The organism is Fructilactobacillus sp. YLN 2507, from assembly GCF_059614085.1.
The window spans coordinates 1,381,446-1,402,603 of sequence record NZ_CM184303.1; the positions used below are offsets into that span (position 1 = coordinate 1,381,446).

The 21,158-nt window shown below is 34.3% G+C and carries 19 protein-coding genes and 1 other annotated feature; of the genes, 7 read left to right on the plus strand and 12 right to left on the minus strand.

Going from position 1 to position 21,158, the window contains the following annotated elements; all coding sequences use genetic code 11:
- Positions 1–56: 56 nt before the first annotated feature.
- Both AC0GLY_RS07040 and AC0GLY_RS07045 read right to left on the minus strand, forming a co-directional pair.
- Complete coding sequence (locus AC0GLY_RS07040) at positions 57–794, minus strand: acetoacetate decarboxylase (protein ID WP_496611458.1); 738 nt, start codon at positions 792–794, stop codon at positions 57–59.
- A gap of 16 nt (positions 795–810) precedes the next feature.
- The gene (locus tag AC0GLY_RS07045; protein WP_496611459.1) at positions 811–1,845 is read right to left on the minus strand and encodes a ketopantoate reductase family protein; all 1,035 of its coding nucleotides are present in this window, start codon (positions 1,843–1,845) and stop codon (positions 811–813) included.
- Between the two features lie 284 nt (positions 1,846–2,129).
- On the opposite strand from AC0GLY_RS07045, the gene AC0GLY_RS07050 reads away from it, so the two are divergent.
- Complete coding sequence (locus tag AC0GLY_RS07050) at positions 2,130–3,512, plus strand: amino acid permease (protein ID WP_496611460.1); 1,383 nt, start codon at positions 2,130–2,132, stop codon at positions 3,510–3,512.
- A 95-nt stretch (positions 3,513–3,607) separates the two neighbouring features.
- Here the strand turns inward: AC0GLY_RS07050 and AC0GLY_RS07055 are convergent, their stop codons facing one another.
- The 3 genes from AC0GLY_RS07055 to AC0GLY_RS07065 all read right to left on the minus strand — a co-directional run bounded on the left by AC0GLY_RS07055 (position 3,608) and on the right by AC0GLY_RS07065 (position 7,535).
- A complete protein-coding gene (locus tag AC0GLY_RS07055) occupies positions 3,608–4,957 on the minus strand; it encodes an MFS transporter (RefSeq protein ID WP_496611461.1) in 1,350 nt (449 codons plus the stop codon).
- A gap of 154 nt (positions 4,958–5,111) precedes the next feature.
- Positions 5,112–6,320 (minus strand): pyridoxal-phosphate-dependent aminotransferase family protein, encoded by a 1,209-nt coding sequence (locus tag AC0GLY_RS07060; RefSeq protein WP_496611462.1) that lies wholly within the window; start codon positions 6,318–6,320, stop codon positions 5,112–5,114.
- 12 nt (positions 6,321–6,332) lie between these two features.
- Complete coding sequence (locus AC0GLY_RS07065; RefSeq protein WP_496611463.1) at positions 6,333–7,535, minus strand: Zn-dependent hydrolase; 1,203 nt, start codon at positions 7,533–7,535, stop codon at positions 6,333–6,335.
- Between the two features lie 118 nt (positions 7,536–7,653).
- Here AC0GLY_RS07065 and AC0GLY_RS07070 point away from each other — a divergent pair, with 118 nt between their 5' ends.
- From AC0GLY_RS07070 to AC0GLY_RS07080, 3 genes are all read left to right on the plus strand, one after another.
- Positions 7,654–9,237, plus strand: a complete 1,584-nt coding sequence (locus tag AC0GLY_RS07070) for a PucR family transcriptional regulator (protein WP_496611464.1) — start codon at positions 7,654–7,656, stop codon at positions 9,235–9,237.
- Positions 9,238–9,316: 79 nt separating this feature from the next.
- Positions 9,317–10,549: an MFS transporter gene (locus tag AC0GLY_RS07075; RefSeq protein WP_496611465.1), complete on the plus strand. Its 1,233-nt coding sequence runs from the start codon at positions 9,317–9,319 to the stop codon at positions 10,547–10,549.
- Between the two features lie 16 nt (positions 10,550–10,565).
- The gene (locus tag AC0GLY_RS07080; protein ID WP_496611466.1) at positions 10,566–11,645 is read left to right on the plus strand and encodes an AEC family transporter; all 1,080 of its coding nucleotides are present in this window, start codon (positions 10,566–10,568) and stop codon (positions 11,643–11,645) included.
- A 66-nt stretch (positions 11,646–11,711) separates the two neighbouring features.
- On the opposite strand, the gene AC0GLY_RS07085 is transcribed toward AC0GLY_RS07080, so the two are convergent.
- Genes AC0GLY_RS07085 through AC0GLY_RS07095 form a run of 3 tightly spaced genes read right to left on the minus strand, consistent with a single transcriptional unit; the run spans position 11,712 to position 12,989 of the window.
- Entirely contained in the window at positions 11,712–11,984 is a 273-nt protein-coding gene (locus AC0GLY_RS07085; protein ID WP_496611467.1) for an ArsR/SmtB family transcription factor, read from the minus strand.
- Positions 11,985–12,003: 19 nt separating this feature from the next.
- A complete protein-coding gene (locus AC0GLY_RS07090; RefSeq protein WP_496611468.1) occupies positions 12,004–12,600 on the minus strand; it encodes a DUF1054 family protein in 597 nt (198 codons plus the stop codon).
- 17 nt (positions 12,601–12,617) lie between these two features.
- Complete coding sequence (locus AC0GLY_RS07095; protein WP_496611469.1) at positions 12,618–12,989, minus strand: helix-turn-helix transcriptional regulator; 372 nt, start codon at positions 12,987–12,989, stop codon at positions 12,618–12,620.
- Positions 12,990–13,209: 220 nt separating this feature from the next.
- On the opposite strand from AC0GLY_RS07095, the gene AC0GLY_RS07100 reads away from it, so the two are divergent.
- Positions 13,210–13,800 carry a DUF975 family protein gene (locus tag AC0GLY_RS07100; RefSeq protein ID WP_496611470.1) on the plus strand — a complete coding sequence of 197 codons (591 nt, stop codon included), beginning with the start codon at positions 13,210–13,212 and terminating at the stop codon, positions 13,798–13,800.
- A 58-nt stretch (positions 13,801–13,858) separates the two neighbouring features.
- Here the strand turns inward: AC0GLY_RS07100 and brnQ are convergent, their stop codons facing one another.
- The gene (gene brnQ, locus AC0GLY_RS07105) at positions 13,859–15,217 is read right to left on the minus strand and encodes a branched-chain amino acid transport system II carrier protein (protein WP_496611471.1); all 1,359 of its coding nucleotides are present in this window, start codon (positions 15,215–15,217) and stop codon (positions 13,859–13,861) included.
- Between the two features lie 218 nt (positions 15,218–15,435).
- Positions 15,436–15,673 (minus strand) — a binding site (T-box leader).
- Between the two features lie 329 nt (positions 15,674–16,002).
- Here brnQ and AC0GLY_RS07110 point away from each other — a divergent pair.
- Together AC0GLY_RS07110 and AC0GLY_RS07115 are read left to right on the plus strand one after the other, a co-directional pair.
- Positions 16,003–17,463, plus strand: a complete 1,461-nt coding sequence (locus AC0GLY_RS07110) for a glutamate--cysteine ligase (RefSeq protein ID WP_496611472.1) — start codon at positions 16,003–16,005, stop codon at positions 17,461–17,463.
- A gap of 3 nt (positions 17,464–17,466) precedes the next feature.
- Positions 17,467–18,201: a gamma-glutamyl-gamma-aminobutyrate hydrolase family protein gene (locus AC0GLY_RS07115; RefSeq protein ID WP_496611473.1), complete on the plus strand. Its 735-nt coding sequence runs from the start codon at positions 17,467–17,469 to the stop codon at positions 18,199–18,201.
- Between the two features lie 47 nt (positions 18,202–18,248).
- Here AC0GLY_RS07115 and AC0GLY_RS07120 read toward each other — a convergent pair whose 3' ends face one another.
- The 3 genes from AC0GLY_RS07120 to AC0GLY_RS07130 all read right to left on the minus strand — a co-directional run bounded on the left by AC0GLY_RS07120 (position 18,249) and on the right by AC0GLY_RS07130 (position 21,000).
- Complete coding sequence (locus AC0GLY_RS07120) at positions 18,249–18,689, minus strand: ASCH domain-containing protein (RefSeq protein ID WP_496611474.1); 441 nt, start codon at positions 18,687–18,689, stop codon at positions 18,249–18,251.
- A gap of 10 nt (positions 18,690–18,699) precedes the next feature.
- On the minus strand, positions 18,700–20,103 hold the full coding sequence (locus tag AC0GLY_RS07125; RefSeq protein ID WP_496611475.1) for an APC family permease: 1,404 nt from the start codon (positions 20,101–20,103) through the stop codon (positions 18,700–18,702).
- Positions 20,104–20,565: 462 nt separating this feature from the next.
- Entirely contained in the window at positions 20,566–21,000 is a 435-nt protein-coding gene (locus AC0GLY_RS07130; RefSeq protein WP_496611476.1) for a helix-turn-helix transcriptional regulator, read from the minus strand.
- Positions 21,001–21,158: the final 158 nt, after the last annotated feature.

Genomic DNA, 21,158 nt, shown 5'->3' on the forward strand with positions numbered 1-21,158 from the left:
TGAAAAAATGGAATGCTTATCACCGGTTAAATAACGGCTTTTTATTTGAAATAGAATTAATCATTTAAGTAATTTAAAATCATTTTAGGTTGCCCTAAACTTAAATCTGCAATGATGTCAGTTCCCCCAAGCATTTTTTTAACTGGTAAATCTGCAACTGGTGCATGGACATGTTCAAACAATTGTAATCGTGCTGGACTATTCCAAGCAGCTTTTACTTTAATATCTGTAATCACACTTTCCGTCAACTCACAAATTCTTAAAGAACCATTATAATTCCGCATAATATTTAAACGATAACTTGGTTCAGTAATTAAATTTGTTGCACTTTGTAAATCCATTGGTTGATAACGATATCCCATTGTTCCTTGAGCTACACATAATGATCCATAATCAAGTTTCCCAATCATTGTATCACCATCAACATAAACTTTTGGTTTTGCTAATTTCTTAGGAAAAGATGCCATTTCACGACCTGAAGCAATTGCACCAAAATTATCCACATACATAGCAAGCGTAAATTCACCTACTTGACCATTAAAGGTACACGGAATTACTTGACCAGCTTCGGTATATTTACCCAATCCAGTTGCATCAGGCATTTTTATAAATTCAAACTTAACTTGATTATCAATTGGTTCTAATGGTTCTGGTAATATCTTACGTAAGGCCTTTTCATCCGTTTGGTAAACAAAATTCACAAATTCACGATTATAAAATTTAACTTGAGCTCGAGGAAAGGCTGGATCATCAATTGGAGTAGTTACCTGTTTTAAAAGTTCTTCTTTTTTCATTATATAGTTGCTTCCTTTATCTTACTAATAATTCAGAAAATTGATGCATTGTATCTTTAAAATCTGGTAATTTACCAGTATTTTGAGATTTCGTAACGATTTTAATAACTAAATCATTAAATGGTGTTGAAATCCCATGTTTTTTACCAGCATCTGAAATTACACCATTAATATCATTAATTTCGGTTTTTTGTCCTTTTTCTAAGTCTTGAAGCATACTTGCCTTAAGATTTTTACTTGGCTGCATAATCTTTTGTAAAAATTGTAATTGCTTTGTTTGATCAGTTTCAGAATTAATTGCAAAAATATTTAAATCTAAATTACCCATTTTAGCAAAGGTAACTCCATCACTTTTACCAGCTTTAAGCCCTTCACTAATAATATGCAAAGCGCTTTGAATTCCAATTTCATTATCAGCAATTTGTCCAAAAGTTGCATTTCCAGCTGCTGATAATCCACTAAATGAAGCGTTAATTAATAATTTAGCCCATTTAGTTCCTAATAAATTGTCAGAAACTTCGGTACCACCAACTTCGCTTAAAACACTTTTAATTTCTTGAATTCTAGGTGTATCTTGTCCATTTAACTCACCAATTTGAAAAGCCGACTTTTTAAAAAGTGGTTGAGCCGTTGTTAATTCTGATTCAACATTATTTAATAAAGTTCCACCAAATTCAACTGATCCAGCAACCACATTTTGTGGATTAATTGTTTTTGTAATTTTTAATTCGGGAACTCCATTTTGAAGTGAAACCAGTGTACCATTTGGTTTTAAAATCGTTTTGACTTTTTCTAACACTTCATCATTATGCGTTTGTTTCGTTAAAAGCAACACAATATCATAATCTTGACTATTTAGCTCATCGGGAGTTTTAGCCGATACAGGAACAGTAAAATCAATAGTTCCTGTTACATGTGCACCTTTATCATTTAAATCTTTAATATGTTTTTTATTGTGAGCAACTAAATCAACATTATATTTACCTGATTTAGTCAAATATGCTCCAATAATTGTTCCTAAAGAACCCGCTCCATATACTGCAATTTTCATACAAATCACACTTTCTATATTGTAAATTTTAATTTGAACAATAAGGAACTATAGGCCCATAACTATAAAAAAGCAAAAAATTAGCTTAATTAATCTTAATTATTTTTAATATAGACACTGCTTACCTATTAACCTTGCTAATCGATTGATAAATTAGATAGATAATGTTTTATCAACATAAAGCATTAATTTATGTATAACACAAACTATCGTTTTTATATATAATTAATATATAAGTACGTATTGCGGGCTACATTATATAGTTACCATAAGGAGAAATTTTCATGTCACAAGAGCAAAATATTTCAAACAGTAAACAAATGTCACGGGGACTCAAAAATCGACATGTACAATTGATTGCTTTAGGTGGAACGATTGGAACCGGTTTATTCTTAGGTTCTGGAGAATCAATTAGTTTAACCGGCCCTTCAATTATATTAGCTTATACCATTACAGGAATCATTTGTTTCTTAATTATGCGTGCTTTAGGAACTTTGTTGCTATCCGATTTATCAGCTAATTCGTTTATTGAACCAGTCACTAAATTTTTAGGGTCTACAACTGGGTTTGTAGCTGGATGGACCTACTGGATGTGTTGGATTATCGGAGCAATTGCTGAAGTAACTGCTGCCGGAATTTATATTAATTATTGGTTTCCAGGGGTTCCAACCTGGTTTACTGGATTAGTCATCTTAGCCCTAATTTATATGTTAAACATTATTAACGTTGCAGCATATGGTGAAACTGAATTTTGGTTTGCTCTCATCAAAATCATAGCCATTTGTGGCATTATTATCATTGGAATTGTATTACTTATTCTTAATTACAAAACACCAGCTGGACATGTATCAATTAGTAATTTATATAGTCATAAATTTTTTGGTCATGGTTGGCAAAGATTTATGCTTTCGTTCCAAATGGTCGTCTTTTCTTTAACTGGTGTTGAAATGGTTGGAATGACTGCTGGAGAAACTAAAGATCCTGCTCACGTCATTCCAAAAGCAATTGACGCAGTTCCTTTTCGGATTATTCTTTTTTATATTGGAGCTTTAACAGCCATCATGTGTGTCCTTCCATGGCAAAATATTTCTCCAAATGCCAGCCCTTTTGTTGAAGTATTCAAAAATATTGGAATTCCAGGAGCAGCAGGAATTATTAACTTTGTAGTTTTAACAGCAGCCACATCTGCCTGTAATTCTTCAATTTACACTACTGGTAGAATGATGTTTTCCATGACTAACAACAGCAAGGGAAAATTCACTAAAAAATTAGGGACTTTATCAAAGCGAAAAATTCCGCAAAATGCAATTACTTTCTCCATTTTAGTGGTTGCTACTGCTACACTACTAAACTTGTTAATTCCAAAAGGTGTCTTTGTTTTCATCGCTAGTATTTCAACTACGCTTTTCTTATTTATGTGGACTTTAATCATTTTGGCCCAAATTAAATATCGGAAACAAGTGGATCAAGCAGGTAAAGAGAACCAATTGAAGTTTAAGATGCCATGGTATCCCTTTTCAAGTTACCTAGTTTTAGCATTTTTAGCATTCGTTGCAGTCGTATTACTTTTCCAAACAACTTCTCTAATTGCCTTAATCGGATCAATTGTGTGGATTAGTGCTCTATACCTTGTAAAAATTAGAGGTAATCGAAAAGAAATTCAATAAATTATAAAAAAAGGATCATTCACTAAAATATTAGTGCGTGGTCCCTTTTTTAATTATTATTAAACCTGTTAAAAAAATTAATTGAAAAATAAATCTTAGCGTTTAAATTTCAAACAACAAATGCATCCAATTATTGAAATTAATCCAGCACTGAATATAGCAGCTTTAAACCCACTAGTAAAAAGATTAGATGTCAAAGTACTGCCGAATTTATAAAAAACACCAACTGCAATGGTAGTACCAACAGACCCACCTAAAAGACGAAAAACATTATAAATTCCAGATGCTTTCCCAATTAAACTTTTAGTTACTGAATCTAAAACAGCCTTTTGTAAAGCTGGACCTGCCATAGATAGACCTGCTCCAGAGATAATTAAAGGAAACACCATTAATGTATAGTTACTAACATTAGTTACTAAAATTGCTAATAATATATATCCTATTCCTTGCAAAAGTAAACCTAAAATAGCAATTATTTTTTCACCAAATTTATCAACTGCTTTTCCAGCAAATGGAGCAATCACGACTAAAGTCCCTGTCCAAGGGAGCATCTTGAGACCTGCTTCTAAAGCATTATTATGATCAACCACTTGTAAAAATTGCGGTAAAAAGAAAACCACACCATACATTGATGCATATAGTAAAAATGTAGCAAAATTACCTCCAGTAAATACTTTTGATTTAAATAACTTTAAGGGAATCATCGGTTGATTTTCTCGATGTTGTCTTTTGACAAACCAAATTCCAATTAAAATACTGAAAAGTATAATCAGAATGGGAATTAATCTTTTTTTCACTGTTGTAATTTCCGTTAAAGCAATAATTACCGAAGTAAACCCAAGAATGACTAAAGCTGCATCGATTAGATTAATTGGTTGATTTTCTCCTTTGCTTTCTGGTAAATGTTGCCAAGAAAAATAAATCGTAAGTAAGCCAATGGGAACGTTAATCCAAAAAATCCATTGCCAAGCTAGTTGTGCAACAATTAATCCACCTAAGGATGGTCCAATAATTAAAGCTAACCCACCAATTCCACTCCAAATTCCTAGTGCTTTTCCCCGTTCAGAAGCTGGAATTGAATTGGTCAAAATTGCCATTGACATAGGAGTCATTACTGAAGCGCCAATTCCTTGAATAATTCGAGAAATAATTAAAAAACTGATACTTGGTGAAAGAGCGCAAAATACTGATCCAATCGTAAAAATTAAAATTCCAAGATTATAAATTTTACGTCTCCCAAATTTATCGCCTAAAGCAACTCCTACTAACAAAACTGCTGCAATCGTAATATTGTAGGCATTTAATGCCCATTGCAACATATCAACTGAAATCTTAAAATCCGCTCTAATTGCAGTTGAAGCCGTTGTAACAATCATTGAATCCATCATCGACATAAAAAAGCCTAATGATGTTAAAACTAAAATCCATTTATATGCTTTCTTCATTATTCCTCCCCACCTCATTTTTAAATTAATAGCCAAGTACAATAGTTCAAATACTTTTGTACTATTGTAGAATAACATTCAATTTTTCAAATAACAAGGTAAATAAAAAAGTGATTGAATTTTATGAAAATTCAATCACTTAGTTAAATCCTAATTAATGGTACCCATTAGTTGCATAGTCAAGCGCTGCTTTAATATCTACGTCTACTCCAGCTTGAGCCAAAACATTTGCAAAAATGGAAAGAAATCTTAATACGTAAACTTTTTGTGCTACGTAACCCATTAAACCGATTCGCCAAATTTTACCAGCCATTGGTCCAAAACTAGATGAAATTTCAATTCCATAATCATTTAAAAGCTTAGCACGAAGTTCGTCACCGTTAACTCCCGCTGGAATTTTTACAGCTACCATATTTGGCATTTCATGAGCTTCATCCCCAAAAATTTCTAAGCCTAATTTTCTTAAACTTTCTTTCAAAATCATTTGGTTATCTTTTTGCCTAGCAAACCGTTTTTCTAACCCTTCCTCGTTAACTGCAATTTGGAGTGCTTCATTCAACGTATAATTCAAAATGGTGGATTCAGTATGGTGATTTAAACGAGCAGGTGCCCAATAATCCATTAGTTGAGTCAAATCAAGATAGTTAGAGTTGATAAAGTTCTCAGAAATTTCTGAATCTGTACTTACTACTCCCGCTTCAACTCGTTTACGTTGCAAAATTTTCTCAGCAAAACGGTCATTAAAAGTTAGGGGGGTGATTCCAGCAGGAGCCGAAAGTGATTTTTGAGCCCCTCCTACGACAGCATCCAGTTCCCATTCATCAACTGGAATGTTAACACCCATATAACTGGCAACGGCATCAACTAAAGTGAAACTACCAAGTGCTTTAGCTGCTTTACCTAACTTATCAACTGGTTGTAATCTTCCGGTAGAAGTTTCCCCATGTACAATCGCCACTAATTTTGGTTTAACTTCTTGCATTTTGGCAATAATTTCATCTTGGTCAAATACCGTTCCCCATTCAGTATCCATAGTGATTACTTCACCACCGGCCCGAACGGCTAATTCAACTGCTAAATCACCAAAACGACCTAAACGAGGAATTAAAACTTTGTCACCAGGTTCGATGATGGAATTAATCACTGCCTCTAAGCCAGCTCGTGAAGCTCCATCAACTGGGAAGGTCCATTTGTTTTTCGTTTGAAATGATTTCCGTAATAATTCCATATTTTCGTTCATAATATCGGTAAAGGCTGGATCAAACTGCCCTAAAATGTGGTTACTACCGGCTTGTAAAACGCGTGGATCGACCATCGTTGGGCCAGGGGTCATGATTTGTCGATCAGTAATTTTTAATGACATACTTCTCTCTCCTTAATAACTTAATTTAGCTAACGTTTTTTCTAAAACCTTCAATCCATTTAGCAAACTAACATCCGTCGAAGCTTCTTGTGGGGAATGACTAATTCCTTTAATGCTTGGAACAAAAATCATTCCTGTCGGAACTCGATAAGACATAATTTGGGCATCATGCCCTGCTCCTGAAACCATCTTAATAGATGATAAATCAAGATTGTCAGTTACTTCACTAATGGTCATTTGCAATTTTTCATCCATCAAAGTCGCTTGTACGTTCGTGGTAGGAAGTAATTCTGCCTTTGTTTGTTTCACTAATTCAGCAACATCTTGAAAAAGTTGATCTACTTTAGCTTGGTCAACACTACGCATATCTAAAGAAAAAACTACTTTGCCTGGAATCACATTTGAAATATTGGGCTTAAGATTTAACTGTCCAATCGTATACCGAATTTCAGGAGACTGATCAAGTAAATCCTGAATTCTAGTAATTAATTTTATCGCTGACCGTAATGCATCTTTTCGCATATTCATCGGTGTCGTTCCCGCATGATTGCTTTCGCCATGAACCGTAATTAAAGCTCGCTTTTGCCCTACAATTCCAGTTACCACGCCAATGTCTAAATTTTGATGTTCTAAAACTGGTCCTTGTTCAATATGTAGTTCTAAGTATTTCTGGACATTAAGAGAAGCTTGTTTAGGATAATCTTTGAGTAGTTTTGCTACAGCTTTTTTCCGAGCTGTCGTAAAGTCAATTTGATCTGCATCCACTAAACTCTCCGTGGTCGGTTCAGCTTGTTTAGTTAAAAAACGAGAACCCGTAAAAGTTGCATCAAAACGCGAACCTTCTTCTTCGGAAAAAGAAATTGCAACTAGCGGAGTTTTAGGTTTTCCCAATTCATTTTTTAAATCACTAACAGCAACTAAACTAGCCAAATCACCATAAGTTCCATCTAAGGTCCCCCCATTAATAACCGTATCAATGTGAGAACCAGTTAAGATTACTGGAGTTTGGTCTAACTGATTTGTTGTAGCTGCGTACACGTTTCCTATCTCATCCACAGAAACAAATAAACCTAAGTCAGTTGCCTCCGTTGCGTATTCTAACTGGGCTTTCGTCCAATTTTCATCATAGACAGGACGTATAACCCCATTTTCAGGCGTCCGACCAATTTTTTTGAATTGATCAATTAAAGTTAATAACTTATTCTCATTTTTCATTTTAGCTCCTTTCCGTTTAGTAATTTTAATTATTATGTCAGAAAACGCATCATTAAACATTGTAATTATGCCTAATAATCTTTATATTTTTAGTTAAATCTCACAAAGGAGGGGCAAAATGCAGTTAAACAAGTTATTAGCTCAACCACAGTTTAAAAAAATTAGAACCATCAATGAACAGGCTAATTTAAAAACTAATGTTACTACAATTGGAATGATGGAAGCACCCGATATTTCGGAATATGTTGTGAAAGGACAACTCTTAGTTACCACTGGATTTCATTTTAAAAATAACATTCCGGCTTTAATCGAATTAATTGAAGTAATGCATCATAAAAAAGCCGCAGCTATTGGAATTCGTGATAAACGCTATTTATCTAATATTCCTCCAGAAGTAATTGTGAAAGCGAATGAACTTCATTTCCCCATTTTACTTTTACCAGCTGAAGTCGGACTTTCTGTGCTGGTTAGAGATTTGTTACACGTTGTTTTAGAGCAACAAACTGACCAACTAACTGAAATCATTAACCAAACTAGTTCTCTTTCCCAACTAATTTTAAAAGAGAAAACTGATCATCAAATTTTGAATCAAATTGCCAACCTAATTGATAAAGATGTGTTTTTAGTCAATTCTTTTGGTGAAGTTGTGAGCTTTAGTGATAGTGGTTTTCAATTTAAGGATGAGTTAGAAACTGATACAAAAAAGTTAGATTTACTACAGTTGGAAAATAACCAAATTATTTCTCTTAATGAACATCAATTTTTATTTTTACCCCTCAAAATTGATCAATATTTAAATCGGCGCTTTTTAGTGATTAAAGATGAAATTATTAATAATTCTGAACGAAAATTACTATTGGAAAACATCGTTAATTTATTGAGCCTAGAAAATATGAAAGTCCAAATTAACGAACATAATCGCATAGAACGTCAAAACAACTTATTCGTAACCATCATTAATCAAAATTTAGAACAAGAAACGATTTTAAATAATCTCCAATTAAACCGGTTAAACGGAACTGATGAATATATTGCCATGGCCATTGAAGATAAAAATGCGATTAATGCCCTCAATCATAATTCCCTATTACAAGATGTGGCATTATTAGCTCGCTGGTATTTTTCTAAACAAAAAATTGATATCATGACCGTTTTTTGGAATTTTAGATTGTTCATTTTAATTCCCGCAGCTAATGACAGTGAGCAGGAGCTCAAAAAATTATTAAAATTTATCAATCAAAAGAAAATTAACAATACCTTTAAAATTGGTTATACAAAAAACCATCGGACGTTAGTAAAAGTCGAAAAGTTAATCTTAGAAGCCGATGAAGCATTAAACATGGCCTTAAATAGTCGGACAAAAAAACTAGTGCGCTTTCAACCGAAACAAGTGAGTGATTTATTACAACTATTGCCAGCTCACGAAATTGACGTATTTATTAAATCTGTTTTAAATCCAATTTTGAAAATTAAAAATCCTGATGAACGACAACAGTTGCTCAAAACCATCGAAGTTTACTACAATTCAAATCAATCAATTTCGTTGTTATCGAAACAACTCTTTATTCACCGTAACACTGCTTTATATCGGCTTGGTAAGTTAGAAAAAATTCTTGGCTTTAAGCTAGATAACTTTGCCGACAACGAAAAACTCCAGCTCGCAATTCGGCTCTATATGTTAAAAGTCACAAAAGCAGATTAATTTTTTGTGTGAAATGTCTAGTGTATTTATCAAAAAAGCTCCCCATACTAATGAAAAACGTTGTAAAGGGGAGCTTCAAATGACAAACACACAAAAACAGTTTAAACAATCATGGAAAAAAATCGTTTTACTAAATTTTATTGGTTGGATATTTATTTACGCTGATCGGACGATTTTAAATCCAGTAATGCCAAACATTCAACATTACTTTGGAATTAATAACGCCTCGTTAGGTTTAGTTTCTTCCATATTTTTCTTAACCTATACTGTTGCTCAGATTCCATTTGCTGCTCTGGCTGATAAAATAGGACAGAAATGGGTAATTGGAATCGGATTTATTTTCTTCGGAATTATGACGTTCTTCTCTGGAATTGTAACTACATTTGGCCTCTTCCTAATCATGCGAGCAATGACTGGGCTAGGTGAAGGTATGTTTTATGGTCCTTCATATAGTCTGGCATCCGAAAACATTCCCAGCGATAAATTAACATTTGGAACGGCTTTAATCAACTGTGGTCAAGCTTTTGGCCAAATGACTGGGACGCTTTTATCAAGTTTTTTGGTATTACAATACCACATGCACTGGTCATCACCATTTATCGTAATTACAATTCCAACAGTCGTAGTAGGATTTATGTATTTATTCTTCGTTAAGCGGACTAAGCTAGCTCCATCACAGTCTGCTGACACTAATGAAACTACTGAATCAGTTAAACCAAGCACCAAGATTGATGTCCGTGCTTTATTTACCAAAAACCTAGTAATTACTTATTTTATGTTATTCGCTGCCATTTACGGACAAATTGCCATGTTAACTTGGCTACCCCAGTTCTTAATTACTAATCGTGGAATTACGGGAAATAGCGTTGGTTGGATTTCATCAATCATTCCATTTGCTTCAATTCCCAGCTCCATTATTTTTGCCAAAATGAACGACAAAATGTCAAATCCTAAAAAATTACTTTATATCGTTGTTCCCATTTCAGCTCTTGCTCTAATTATTGGAATGACAATTAATTCCTATGCAATTCTTGTAATTTCCCTTTTGGTGTATGGTTTTACCGGAAAAATGTCAATTGATCCAATTTTAATTTATCTAGTTAACAAAAACGCCAAAAGGGGCCAATTATCAACTACTTTAGGAGTTTACAACTTCTTCGGGATGATTGCTTCCATTATGGCACCATACTTAACCGGAGTCTTTATTGATTTAACGGGAAGTATGGCAATTGGTTTCTACTTTGCCGCTGGAATTTTACTACTTGGTTTGTTAGCCTTCAGTTTTGTAAAGATAACACCAAACAACAAATAAAACTTGAGGCAAACCAATGAATATTACTGAAGCCTTTACTAAGACGCTGACAAACTATAGTATTACAAATGCCATTACATCAACCATTTTTATTATCTTACTAGGATTTTATCTTCGAAAGAAAAATATTTTTCCCGATAAATTTGGTAAAACATTATCCAAAGTATCACTGGCGGTGGCTCTTCCTGCATTAAACTTTAATGCTTTTATGACTAACATTGACAATCGAGTTTTGTTAGAAAGTCTAAGTGTTTTAATTTGGGGATTTTTGGTGATCATTATTTTAATCTTGGTCGCACCTCACTTATATCCTAAAGTTAATGTAGATGAACAAAATGTTCTAGGAATTTTAACCACATTTGGATCAACTACTTTCTTCGGAATTCCGATTGTTGGTGCAGTTTTAGGAACCAAGGGAATTATTTATAGCTCGATTTTTAATTTAGGCTATCATATTTTTATTTATTCCTATGCATACATTAAAATGTCAGGGATTAAACTGAAACTCGATAATTTGAAAAAAATGTTATTAAATCCAATTATTCTTTCTACTTTTTTAGGTTTGTTGATGTGGTTAATTCAACCATATGTTCCACAAGTTTCAGTACCAACCTTTGTTAAAGGAGCCATTGTTCCCACAGCAGGCTTGCACTCGGTGGCCTTTTTCCGAATTGATCAAACAGCATTATGGTTGTGGACGCCTATTCATTATTTAGCTGAGTTAGCTTCCCCATTAGCCTGGTTATCAATTGGCTGTACCTTAGGATCATTATCATTTAGACAAGCGACTTCCAGTAAAATTGTCTGGTACTATGGCTTTAACAAAGTTATTTTAGTTCCATTTTTTACCTTAGTTGGAACTTCACTCATGTCAGCCCTCGGTATTTTGCCACTCAGTTTTACGGCAATTGCAACCATGGTAATTATGATGGCTACACCTACTGCTGCAGTAGTTTCAGCCTATGCTATTAATTTTAATCGTTATGCATTGCTAACTTCAAGCGCTTCCTTTATTTCAACCTTAATTGCAGTAGTAATCATGCCAGTTTGGATTGCTGTGCTTCAAATTTTGCATAGTACTGGACTGATTAATTAATTTCGAACATAATAAAAAAATCGATTACAACCTGTATGCTTAATATAGTTGCTATCGATTTTTTTGCTATAGACTTGTATAAAAATTTGTCACATATTCATCAATGGTGGCTTGATTTAGTTTGATGTACTTTTCCCGTGCTTCTTTTCGCGTCGTAATTAAATTAGCTGCTTCTAAAATTTTAAAATGATACGATCCAGATGTTTTACTAATGTGCATAATCTTACCAATTTCACCACAAGTAATTTCGGCTGGATTTTCTTTTAAATACTTAATAATTTTAATACGAATTTGATCTGACAAAGCTTTAAAAACCAAAATCTGATTTGTTTGACTCATTAGTAAAACCACCTTTCAGTTAACTTAATTTTTCATAGAGTGGGATCAACGTCTTTAAGGCTTGTAGCAAGTCATCATCGATTGTCTTGGTCCCAAACCGTGAATCTCCACGTTCAACTTTAATTCCAATTAAAACATCAAGGGCTTTTATTTTTTTAAATTTTTCTACAATTTCAGTGTATTCAGTTAATGGTTCAGTTTGATTTTTCATGTGATCTTGACTAAGCACAAATTTCTTAGGCAAATTAGCAACCTCATCCGACAATTGCTGAAGTTTTGAATAAATTTCATCCGTTTGCTTGGGCTTCATATTGCTTTCTACAGCTAAATATAAGTAAAGATTATCATCCCACAAACCAAGTTCAAAATGAGGCAACATTTTATAACCACGTTTGTTAGTAGAAAAAGCTACCCACGTGGTGTCTGGGGCGTTTAAGATCCGCATTTGATGTTTGGCTACATGTGCATACCAAGCTTCACCAGTAACTGTTTCTAGCATTTTTATCATTGGAATTGCAATTTTTTCGAATTTTGGATCTAAAATAGACTTAATTTTATCCATCCGTCCGTCTAAAGTGGGGTCATTAAAAACTAAAAAGTCAGAATCCGTAAACATTTTCACACCTCATATAATTAAAATAATAAAATATTCAATAACATAATCCACGAACGAGCTTGACTATCAGTATCTTGTACAAAATAATAACAAGAAATAATGAAAATAATAATTGCAATAATTAACACCGGAGTCAACCATAATTTTTGCACCGTCGTCTTTTCTTTTTCAGCTTTAGCCTTGTAAGCATGTTCATTTTCTTTAACCATGCTATCGATGGTAACATCATATAAATCACTTAAATCAATTAAAATTGGAATCCCAGGTAAATTTCGCCCGTTTTCCCAACTTGAAACCGTTTTTCGAGAAACATTTAACTTTTCAGCTAATTGTACTTGAGTATACCCGTTTTCTTGTCTTAATTTTTTTAATTGACTTGCAACATCCATTACCAAAGTTCTCCTATCGAGATTCATAATCTGTTATTATTATACCTTATTTAAAAATTATTCTTGGAATTTTTATAAATTTAGTGGTCTACGATTAGGTTACATTCCTAATTGATACCATTTCACCCTAGTCTATGTTTAATAGCTTTAACTTTATCTAATTTACCTGTAAATTAATAGTTGAATCGTAGTTAATTTATTAGACAGATTGGAGAAACAAATGAATCAAATTTTAAAGCAAAAAACACTCAAACAGTTTAACGGAAATTGGTCCCAGGCCATTATCATTGCTCTTCCAACTTTACTAGTTTTCTTCATTGGATCAGTACCCATGATTCCTTACTTAGTTCTATCAACTTTTACATTAGTGGGAATATCATACACGTACTTGATTTGGTTTCGCAGTGAACGCATTCCAGCTACTCCATTACAATCATCCATAACAGAAATTTTTGCAACGCCGAATGCTTTCGGTCCCTTTTTAGTTGCATTATTGACCGAAGTGTTCGCTACTCTTTGGAGCTTGTTATTCATCATTCCCGGAATTATTAAAACAATGGCCTATTCTCAAGCAATTTTTATTTACAAAGATGAAGTCACTATGGGGACTGACAATCCTAGCTTCCTTGACTGCATTACTAAGAGTCGCGAAATGATGAATGGTCACAAAGCTGAATTATTTATGCTAAAACTTTCTTTTATTGGTTGGTTTATTTTATCGATGTTTACAGCTGGCATCGGATTAATTTGGCTCATTCCTTACTACTATGGAACGATGGTTAACTACTACGAAAGATTGAAAAATAACTAAGATAGCCACTAAAAAAGACCCCAACCACGTTGAGGCCTTTTTTTAATATCATCATTAATCACTCACCCGTAACCCTTTTTCCAGAAAGCTTTACATATAACACACTCACCACAAAGCCCACTACCATGAACGGAATGAAATCCAAACTCATACTAAAGAGTGGAATATGGGCTGTACACCAAGCATCTAATCCAACAAATGGTCCATGTAAAACAGGTGGTAACGCATGTAAGGCATCTAAAACAGAGGGGACTAAAACTAAGCCCATCGTAACTTTATACACGACTCCGTTTTTTCCAATGAAGTGGTGTAATAAAGCAAGTAAGATCAAAGTAATGGCTAGTGGATAAAGGAACACTAAGACTGGAAGTGAAAACAAGATGATTTGATCTAACCCAAAGTTAGCGAGACAAAATGCTACAAAGTTAGAGAATAATAAGAACTTATGATAACCGATTTTGGGAAAACGATTTCCTAGATCTTGCGAAAAAGATTGTAAAACTCCTAAAGCAGTTGTCACACAGGCTAGAAACGTCAAAGCTGCCAAAACTGCTGCTCCAGCGGCGCCCGTATAATGTCGCATAATGATGGTAAAGGCAGTTCCCCCATCAGCGCTCATTTTAGTATAAGCTAAACTAGCAACTCCTAAAGCAATTAGTAATACGTAGATGACTGCTTCAAAACCAAGGGCAAAGAACCCAACCTTAGCCACTGACCAAGCCTGTTTCTTTTCGTCTTTCACAAAAACTTTCAAAGCAGTGATGATTGTTACTCCAAAGCCTAATCCAGCCAACGCATCCATCGTATTGTATCCTTCTAAGAACCCATTAACGAATGAACCAGTTCCTTTACCTGCAGCAGGCATTAAAGGTAAGTTGGTTAAATCACCATTTACGATAAAAGCTACAAAGAAAAGGAAAAATAATAAACCGACAAAAAGTGGATTCAAAATCTTCCCAACGCTATTTACGATACTATTTTGATTGTAGGCCAAGTAGACAATGAGGCCAAAAAACAAGGCCGAAAAAATGAATAAAGCAGAATGTGTCCAACTCTCATTTGGCAAAAATGGTTTTACCCCCATCGTAAATGAAACTGTGGCTAACCGAGGTGAACCAATAAAAAGTCCCATTGAAGCATGAGCGGCAATTAAGAATACTAATGAAAAGGTTGCGCCAACTGGTAACGCTAAATCATACATACTTTTACTCTTAGTCACACTTAAAGCTAAAATTGAAAATAGTGGCAGTAATACAGCTGAGATAACGAAACCTAAGGTAGCCGGTACCCAATTTTGTCCTGACATTTGTCCTAAATGAATGGGAAAAATTAAGTTCCCAGCCCCAAAGAAAAGGCCAAATAAAAGTGATGATAATAATAAGTGCTGTTTGAAACTAGTTCGCTTAGTTAAATCCATGATCTAACTCCTTTAGTTTAATTTTTAAATAAAATCCATAACCTTATGAAAGGTAGCAAATTGATGGTATTAAAAAAACGCCCACAAATTGGAATAAAATCCAATTAGGGACGTTTTTACACGTGTTACCACCCATGTTCCCAATTACCTTAGCAATCCTGCGCAAAATTGCATCATTAGAAATAAAAAAAACGCCTCCAACTGTCGAATCAACAACAGCTAGGGACGCTTTCGCGTGTTACCACCCATATTTCCAATTACTAGTAATCGGCTCTCAGAGTACGGCCAAAATTTCGACGATACTCGCTTGCTATAATGGGCAATCCCATCAGATATTAATTAGTTCATATCTGAAACTTGTAGATGATTTTCGTTTCGGTGGGATTACCTCATCACAGCAAACTGAGGCTTTCTTAAAATCACAGCTGAAACTACTTAGCTACGCTTAGTCGTTTTGTTATGTTTTATTTCTTCTTAGTTTACTGGATGAATTTCAATTGGTCAAGCATAAATTTAAAATAAAAAAGCAATTGATAAACGAACATTAATCTGATATAGTTATTAAAAACAGCAAGGAGATGAACATTCATGAACCAGAAAGCATATAATTCAATCAATAATCGCATTATTAACCAAGTAATTATTCGCCCATCGGTAAGTGAATGATCCTTGGTTATTTGTGTAACTAATGAAAAAACACCTACCACATCGTACGGTAGGTTGAAACTTTTAAACAACCTATCCTAAATTGGATAGGTTGTTTTTTTATATCTAGGAGTGAAATCATGAAACAAAAACTAACTGATCCAAACCTATTAAATTGTCTTTACAAAGGTACTTTTGGAATTGAAGTCGAGGAACATCGGGTATGTACTAATCGTCGCAGCTTATCACAACTTCCTCATCCGAGTACTTTAGGTAAACGACATGGACATCCGTTCTTTCAAACTGATTTTGCTGAAAGTCAAGAGGAACTGGTTTCTCTTCCCCACAGTTCTACTAAAGCTTGTTTAAACCATCTCCATAGTCTACAAGCAATGTTGCAGGCCAGCTTAGCCTCTGAAGATGTAATCTGGCCCTTATCAATGCCCCCCAAACTCGATCAAGACGACCTCGACTATTTACCGGAAGGCTTCAAGCAACGACCTTGGTATCAAAGTTATTTGGAAAAAATGGTCGAAAAATACGGTCCTTATTATGGACTAATGGCTGGAATTCACATTAACTATGCACCTACTCCAGAATTATTAGCTTGGTATCAAAATCAGCATGATTATCCAAGTCAGGTTTCCTCTAACAACCACATGCTATTTCAAATTGTGCAACAAGTTTTAGGTTATCGTTGGCTCTTAACCTATCTCTTTGGAGCATCTCCCTTAACCGAAAATCAGGCCGATACAATTCCCGCACCACAACGTGCCCTAGCACCCGTTCGTTCATATCGCTCCAGTAAATATGGTTTTAATAACTTAGCAAACTTTGAAACTGATTATTCAAACCTTGAAAACTTTATTGACCAACTTGAACATTTTATTAAAACTGGTAAACTAGTGGCTCCAAGCGATTTTCATGGCCCAATTCGGTTAAAAGGCGTTCCAACCTTCGAGGCTCTAACTGAAATTGGTGCTCAATATTTAGAATTTAGAATTTTCGATTTAAATCCATTTACCCAAGATGGTATTAATCAAAATACAATGAGTTTCTTACATCTACTAATTATGGATGCCATCATTAATCCCCAAATCTGGAATCGTGATACAATAGATAACGCAGAAAAATTAAATGATGAGGTTGCTTTACAGCATCCAAATGAACCTGCTCCAGCGGAAGCTCGCTTGGCAGCTACTAGTTTATTTAAGCGTTTAGCTGAAATAGTAAAAAGTGCCCCAGCTAATTTAAGAATTGATTTTAGCAAGGCTTTAAACTTTGCAATTTTAGCTTTAGAAAATCCGAAACAAACTACCAGCGCTCAACTAACTACGTTTATTCAGGCTGGGTCACTCGTTCCCTTTGGAATGCAACGGGGTGAAATGATTAAAAATGATTATAGACTCGAACCTGATTTTAGTAAGTTTAAAGATGTGCCAAAACAACTTTTAAAAGCCTACCAAAAAGCTCATCAATTAGGATTTAAATCTTCTATCTCAGAAAATTTATTAACCATAAACTTTAGAGATCAAATCAAAACATTTACTACTGACCAAGAATTTGAAACTTATCTGACATCACTAACTGAAAGGAATTAAATCATGAAAATTGGAATAACTGCCAACGTCAACCTTGGTGAACCCAACAAATTTTGCTTACCATTTGCTAACGTAACTCCTAGTAGCTTTATTGAAGTGGTTACAAAACATAACCAAATCCCAGTCATTTTCCCCGTAGTTCCTGTTACTATGGTACCTGAACTAGTTTCCATGGTTGACGCAGTCATTATTCCAGGAGGACAAGATATTGCATCATGCTTTTTCAATGATGAAGCACACGCTAAAGCTGATGAATATTTTATCCCCCATGATGAATTTGAATTAGCCGTAATTAAGGAAGCAATTCGAACCAAAAAACCACTTTTAGGAGTCTGTCGTGGTCATCAATTAATCAATGTGGCCTTAGGTGGTGACTTATTTCAAGACATCCCCGAACAATTTTCTTCTAATGTTGAGCATGAACAACGTGATACCGGAGATTTATTTGCTCATAATGTGACCGTTTCTAATGAAAGTTACTTAGTGAATGCCTTAGGTCCAAAGGCAAAAATTAATTCACGTCATCATCAATCGGTTCGCAAATTGGGCGATGGCCTACACGTAGTTGCCACTGCTCCTGATGGGGTAATTGAAGCATTAGAAGACGACAATGGGCTAGTAATGGGAGTGCAATGGCATCCAGAAGATCTTTGGAAAGCAGACTTAAAACAAGAAAAGCTTTTCACAGATTTCTTTGCCCGCACTAAAGTTCAACATAATCATAGTACGTTAGTATAGAAATAAAAAATCGCTCTGATAAATAAATTATCGGAGCGATTTTTCAATTATTTGGGATAAACCACATGAAATTTTTCTAAAACGACTTGTGCAGTAGCTGGATCAAATTTAGTTCCTTCACTTTTACATTCTTCAGTAAAAAATTCATCATGTGCTTTGCGCCAAGATGATAAAGTTCGGTCTCCCTCACCTTCTGCAAAAGCATGTCGTTCATCAACGTCTAAATAATTAACCACCGAAACTTGATCATTTTGAATAATACAAACTGGCTGATCCTGACCATCTAAAACAACATCATAAGCTTTTTCTTTAGGTAAAACATCCGCACCTTGAACATATTGACTCGTTGTGGCCGTTTTTTGGCCCGTTAGAACTAACTTTGCTAGTTCATCAGCTTCAACGCCAAATTGAAAACTACTTTGTAATTCAGCATTTTTCGGAATTACATGTTCAGCTTGAGCTTGCTGGAAAAATTGTTTAGGACTCATAAACCTACCTCTATTTTTGATTCAAATTTGAATGTTTAACCCCGTAAGCAAAGTAAATTACTAACCCAATCGCAAACCAGATTAAGGCAAAAATTAACGTTTCAGCGTGGAGTTGTGACATCAATCCAACTGAAAATAAGGCTGCAATAATTGGCATAACTGGGTACCCTGGCATTTTAAATCCCTCATGATTCAAGTCTTTTCGTTTTCTCAAAGGAATGATTCCAATGGAAACAACTGTAAAGGCTAGTAACGTTCCGACACTAACCAAATCAACCAATTTGTCTAAAGGAATTAACCCAGCAAAAAATGCAATCACGATGGTTGAAACTAATAAAGCTCGACCAGGAACTCCATCTTGGTTAATTTTTCCCATTTTACCTGGTAACAATCCATCCCGACCAATTGCATAAATTAACCGTGAAGAAGCATAAATCATGGTGTACATCATTGTGTACATTCCAATCAAGGCCCCAATTGAAATAATGACGGCTACAAAGTTTTGTCCTACTCGTTGAAGGGCAAAGGAAACTGGATCAGCTACATTTAATTGCTTGTAATTAACCATTCCAGTCAATACAAATGAAACGAGAGCATAGAGCACGGCAGCAATTAACAAGGTACCTAAAATTCCAAGTGGCAAATTGCGTTTCGGGTTTTTAACTTCAGCAGCCGAACCTGATAAGGCATCAAACCCTAAGAAAGCAAAGAAAACCATGGCAGCTCCGGTTAAAATCCCGCGAAATCCAAAAGCTCCATGTACTCGAGCTGGGATAAATGGTTGGTAATTAGAACTCTTCACGAAGAAAATTCCAACCACGATGAAAATTAAAATGATGGCAATCTTCATTAAAACTAATAGATTTTCGTAATTTTTTGAAGTTTTCATTCCTTTACGAAGCGAAAAGGCAATCAAAAGAATGATTAAGACTGCAATTAAATTACCGTAAGTTCCATGAGCTGGATCAAAAGCCCCAGTAAAGGCCGCTGGTAATTTAACGATAGGAGCCAGCAAACTCGTAAAGTAAGCTGACCATCCAGTTGCTACAGCTGCTACAGCTAAAAAGTATTCCAAAATTAAAGCCCAACCAAGAACCCAACCAACCACTTCGCCGAAAATTACGTTTCCGTATGAGTAAGCCGACCCAGCAATTGGCAAGGTGGATGAGACTTCCCCATAGGCCATTGCTACCAAAGCACATACAATTGCAGCCAAAAAGAAACTAATTACGACAGCAGGTCCAGTTGTGGTCGCAGCCACTGTTCCGGGAAGAATAAAAATTCCAGTTCCAATCACGGCTCCAATTCCTAGTCCCAACAAATCTTTCACAGTTAAGGTTCGCTGCAAATCTTTATCATTATCCAAGTAAGCGTTTAAACTTTCTTTTTTGAAAATTCGCTTCAATAAATTCATCTTTTTCCTCCAAATTATATATAAAAAAACACATCAATGACATTAAGCCCGATGTGTTTTAAAAGTTTATTTGAAATCTCAAATCACTCTTAACTCGCTATCGGAATTAATGTGCCGACAGCTCGCAAAAGTGATTGCGTCTAGTCAGCTAATCGCCAAAAGTACGCAAAATAATAAATGTTTGTCTTTGAGTTGTGATTTATCATTATTTGAGATTTCCTTTCGTGTTTTTTATTAGTTTACTTGAATGTGGGAGGCGTGTCAACGGAAAGTTAAGAACATATCATTAATACATAATATTAAAATAAATTATCATGTTTTCCTGTCCTAGTTAAGATTAAAATCAATTCATTATCGTCTATAAAATATATTAATAGCCAACTTCTTTTTAAATTATGATTTTTCAAAGATTTTAAAATAACTTTTTCTAATGTAAAATAGTACTATGTACAATCTAATTATTTACTTACCCTTCACTAATTTTAACTGCTTCTTATATTTATTGTTCAATAAAATTAAAACTATAGCATTAGAAAAAATCGCAGCACAAACTAAATAAATGATAATTGGTTTCATTGCATTTAACTCATATCCCACAATCTCAATCATTAATAAACTTAGATTAGTGACTGAAGCAAAACCTATAAATCTTTTGGTTTCTTTCAATTCATGAATTATTTCGATATTTTTAATCATCTTATAATCCTCCATAAAAATATTATCTAATGATAAACCTAAAACTTTTGATACTTGAACTAATCGGTCTAAATCAGGAATTGTTTTTCCCGTTTCCCAATTTGAAATAGTTTTGCTAGAAATTAGTAATTGTTCGGCTAAATCATTCTGTGTCATTCCTAATTCAGTCCGTTTATCTTTAATTATTCTTGAAAATTTCATAAGCTTCTCTTAAATAAAATATTATGTTAATACCTTATGTTGAGAACATAAATGTAGCAATAGAAAGTATTTTCTAATTGTAATATTATGCTAGTTTAATAGTAATCACCATTTTATAGTTTTTGAATAATACCAAAAATACATTCCATTAAAAAAGA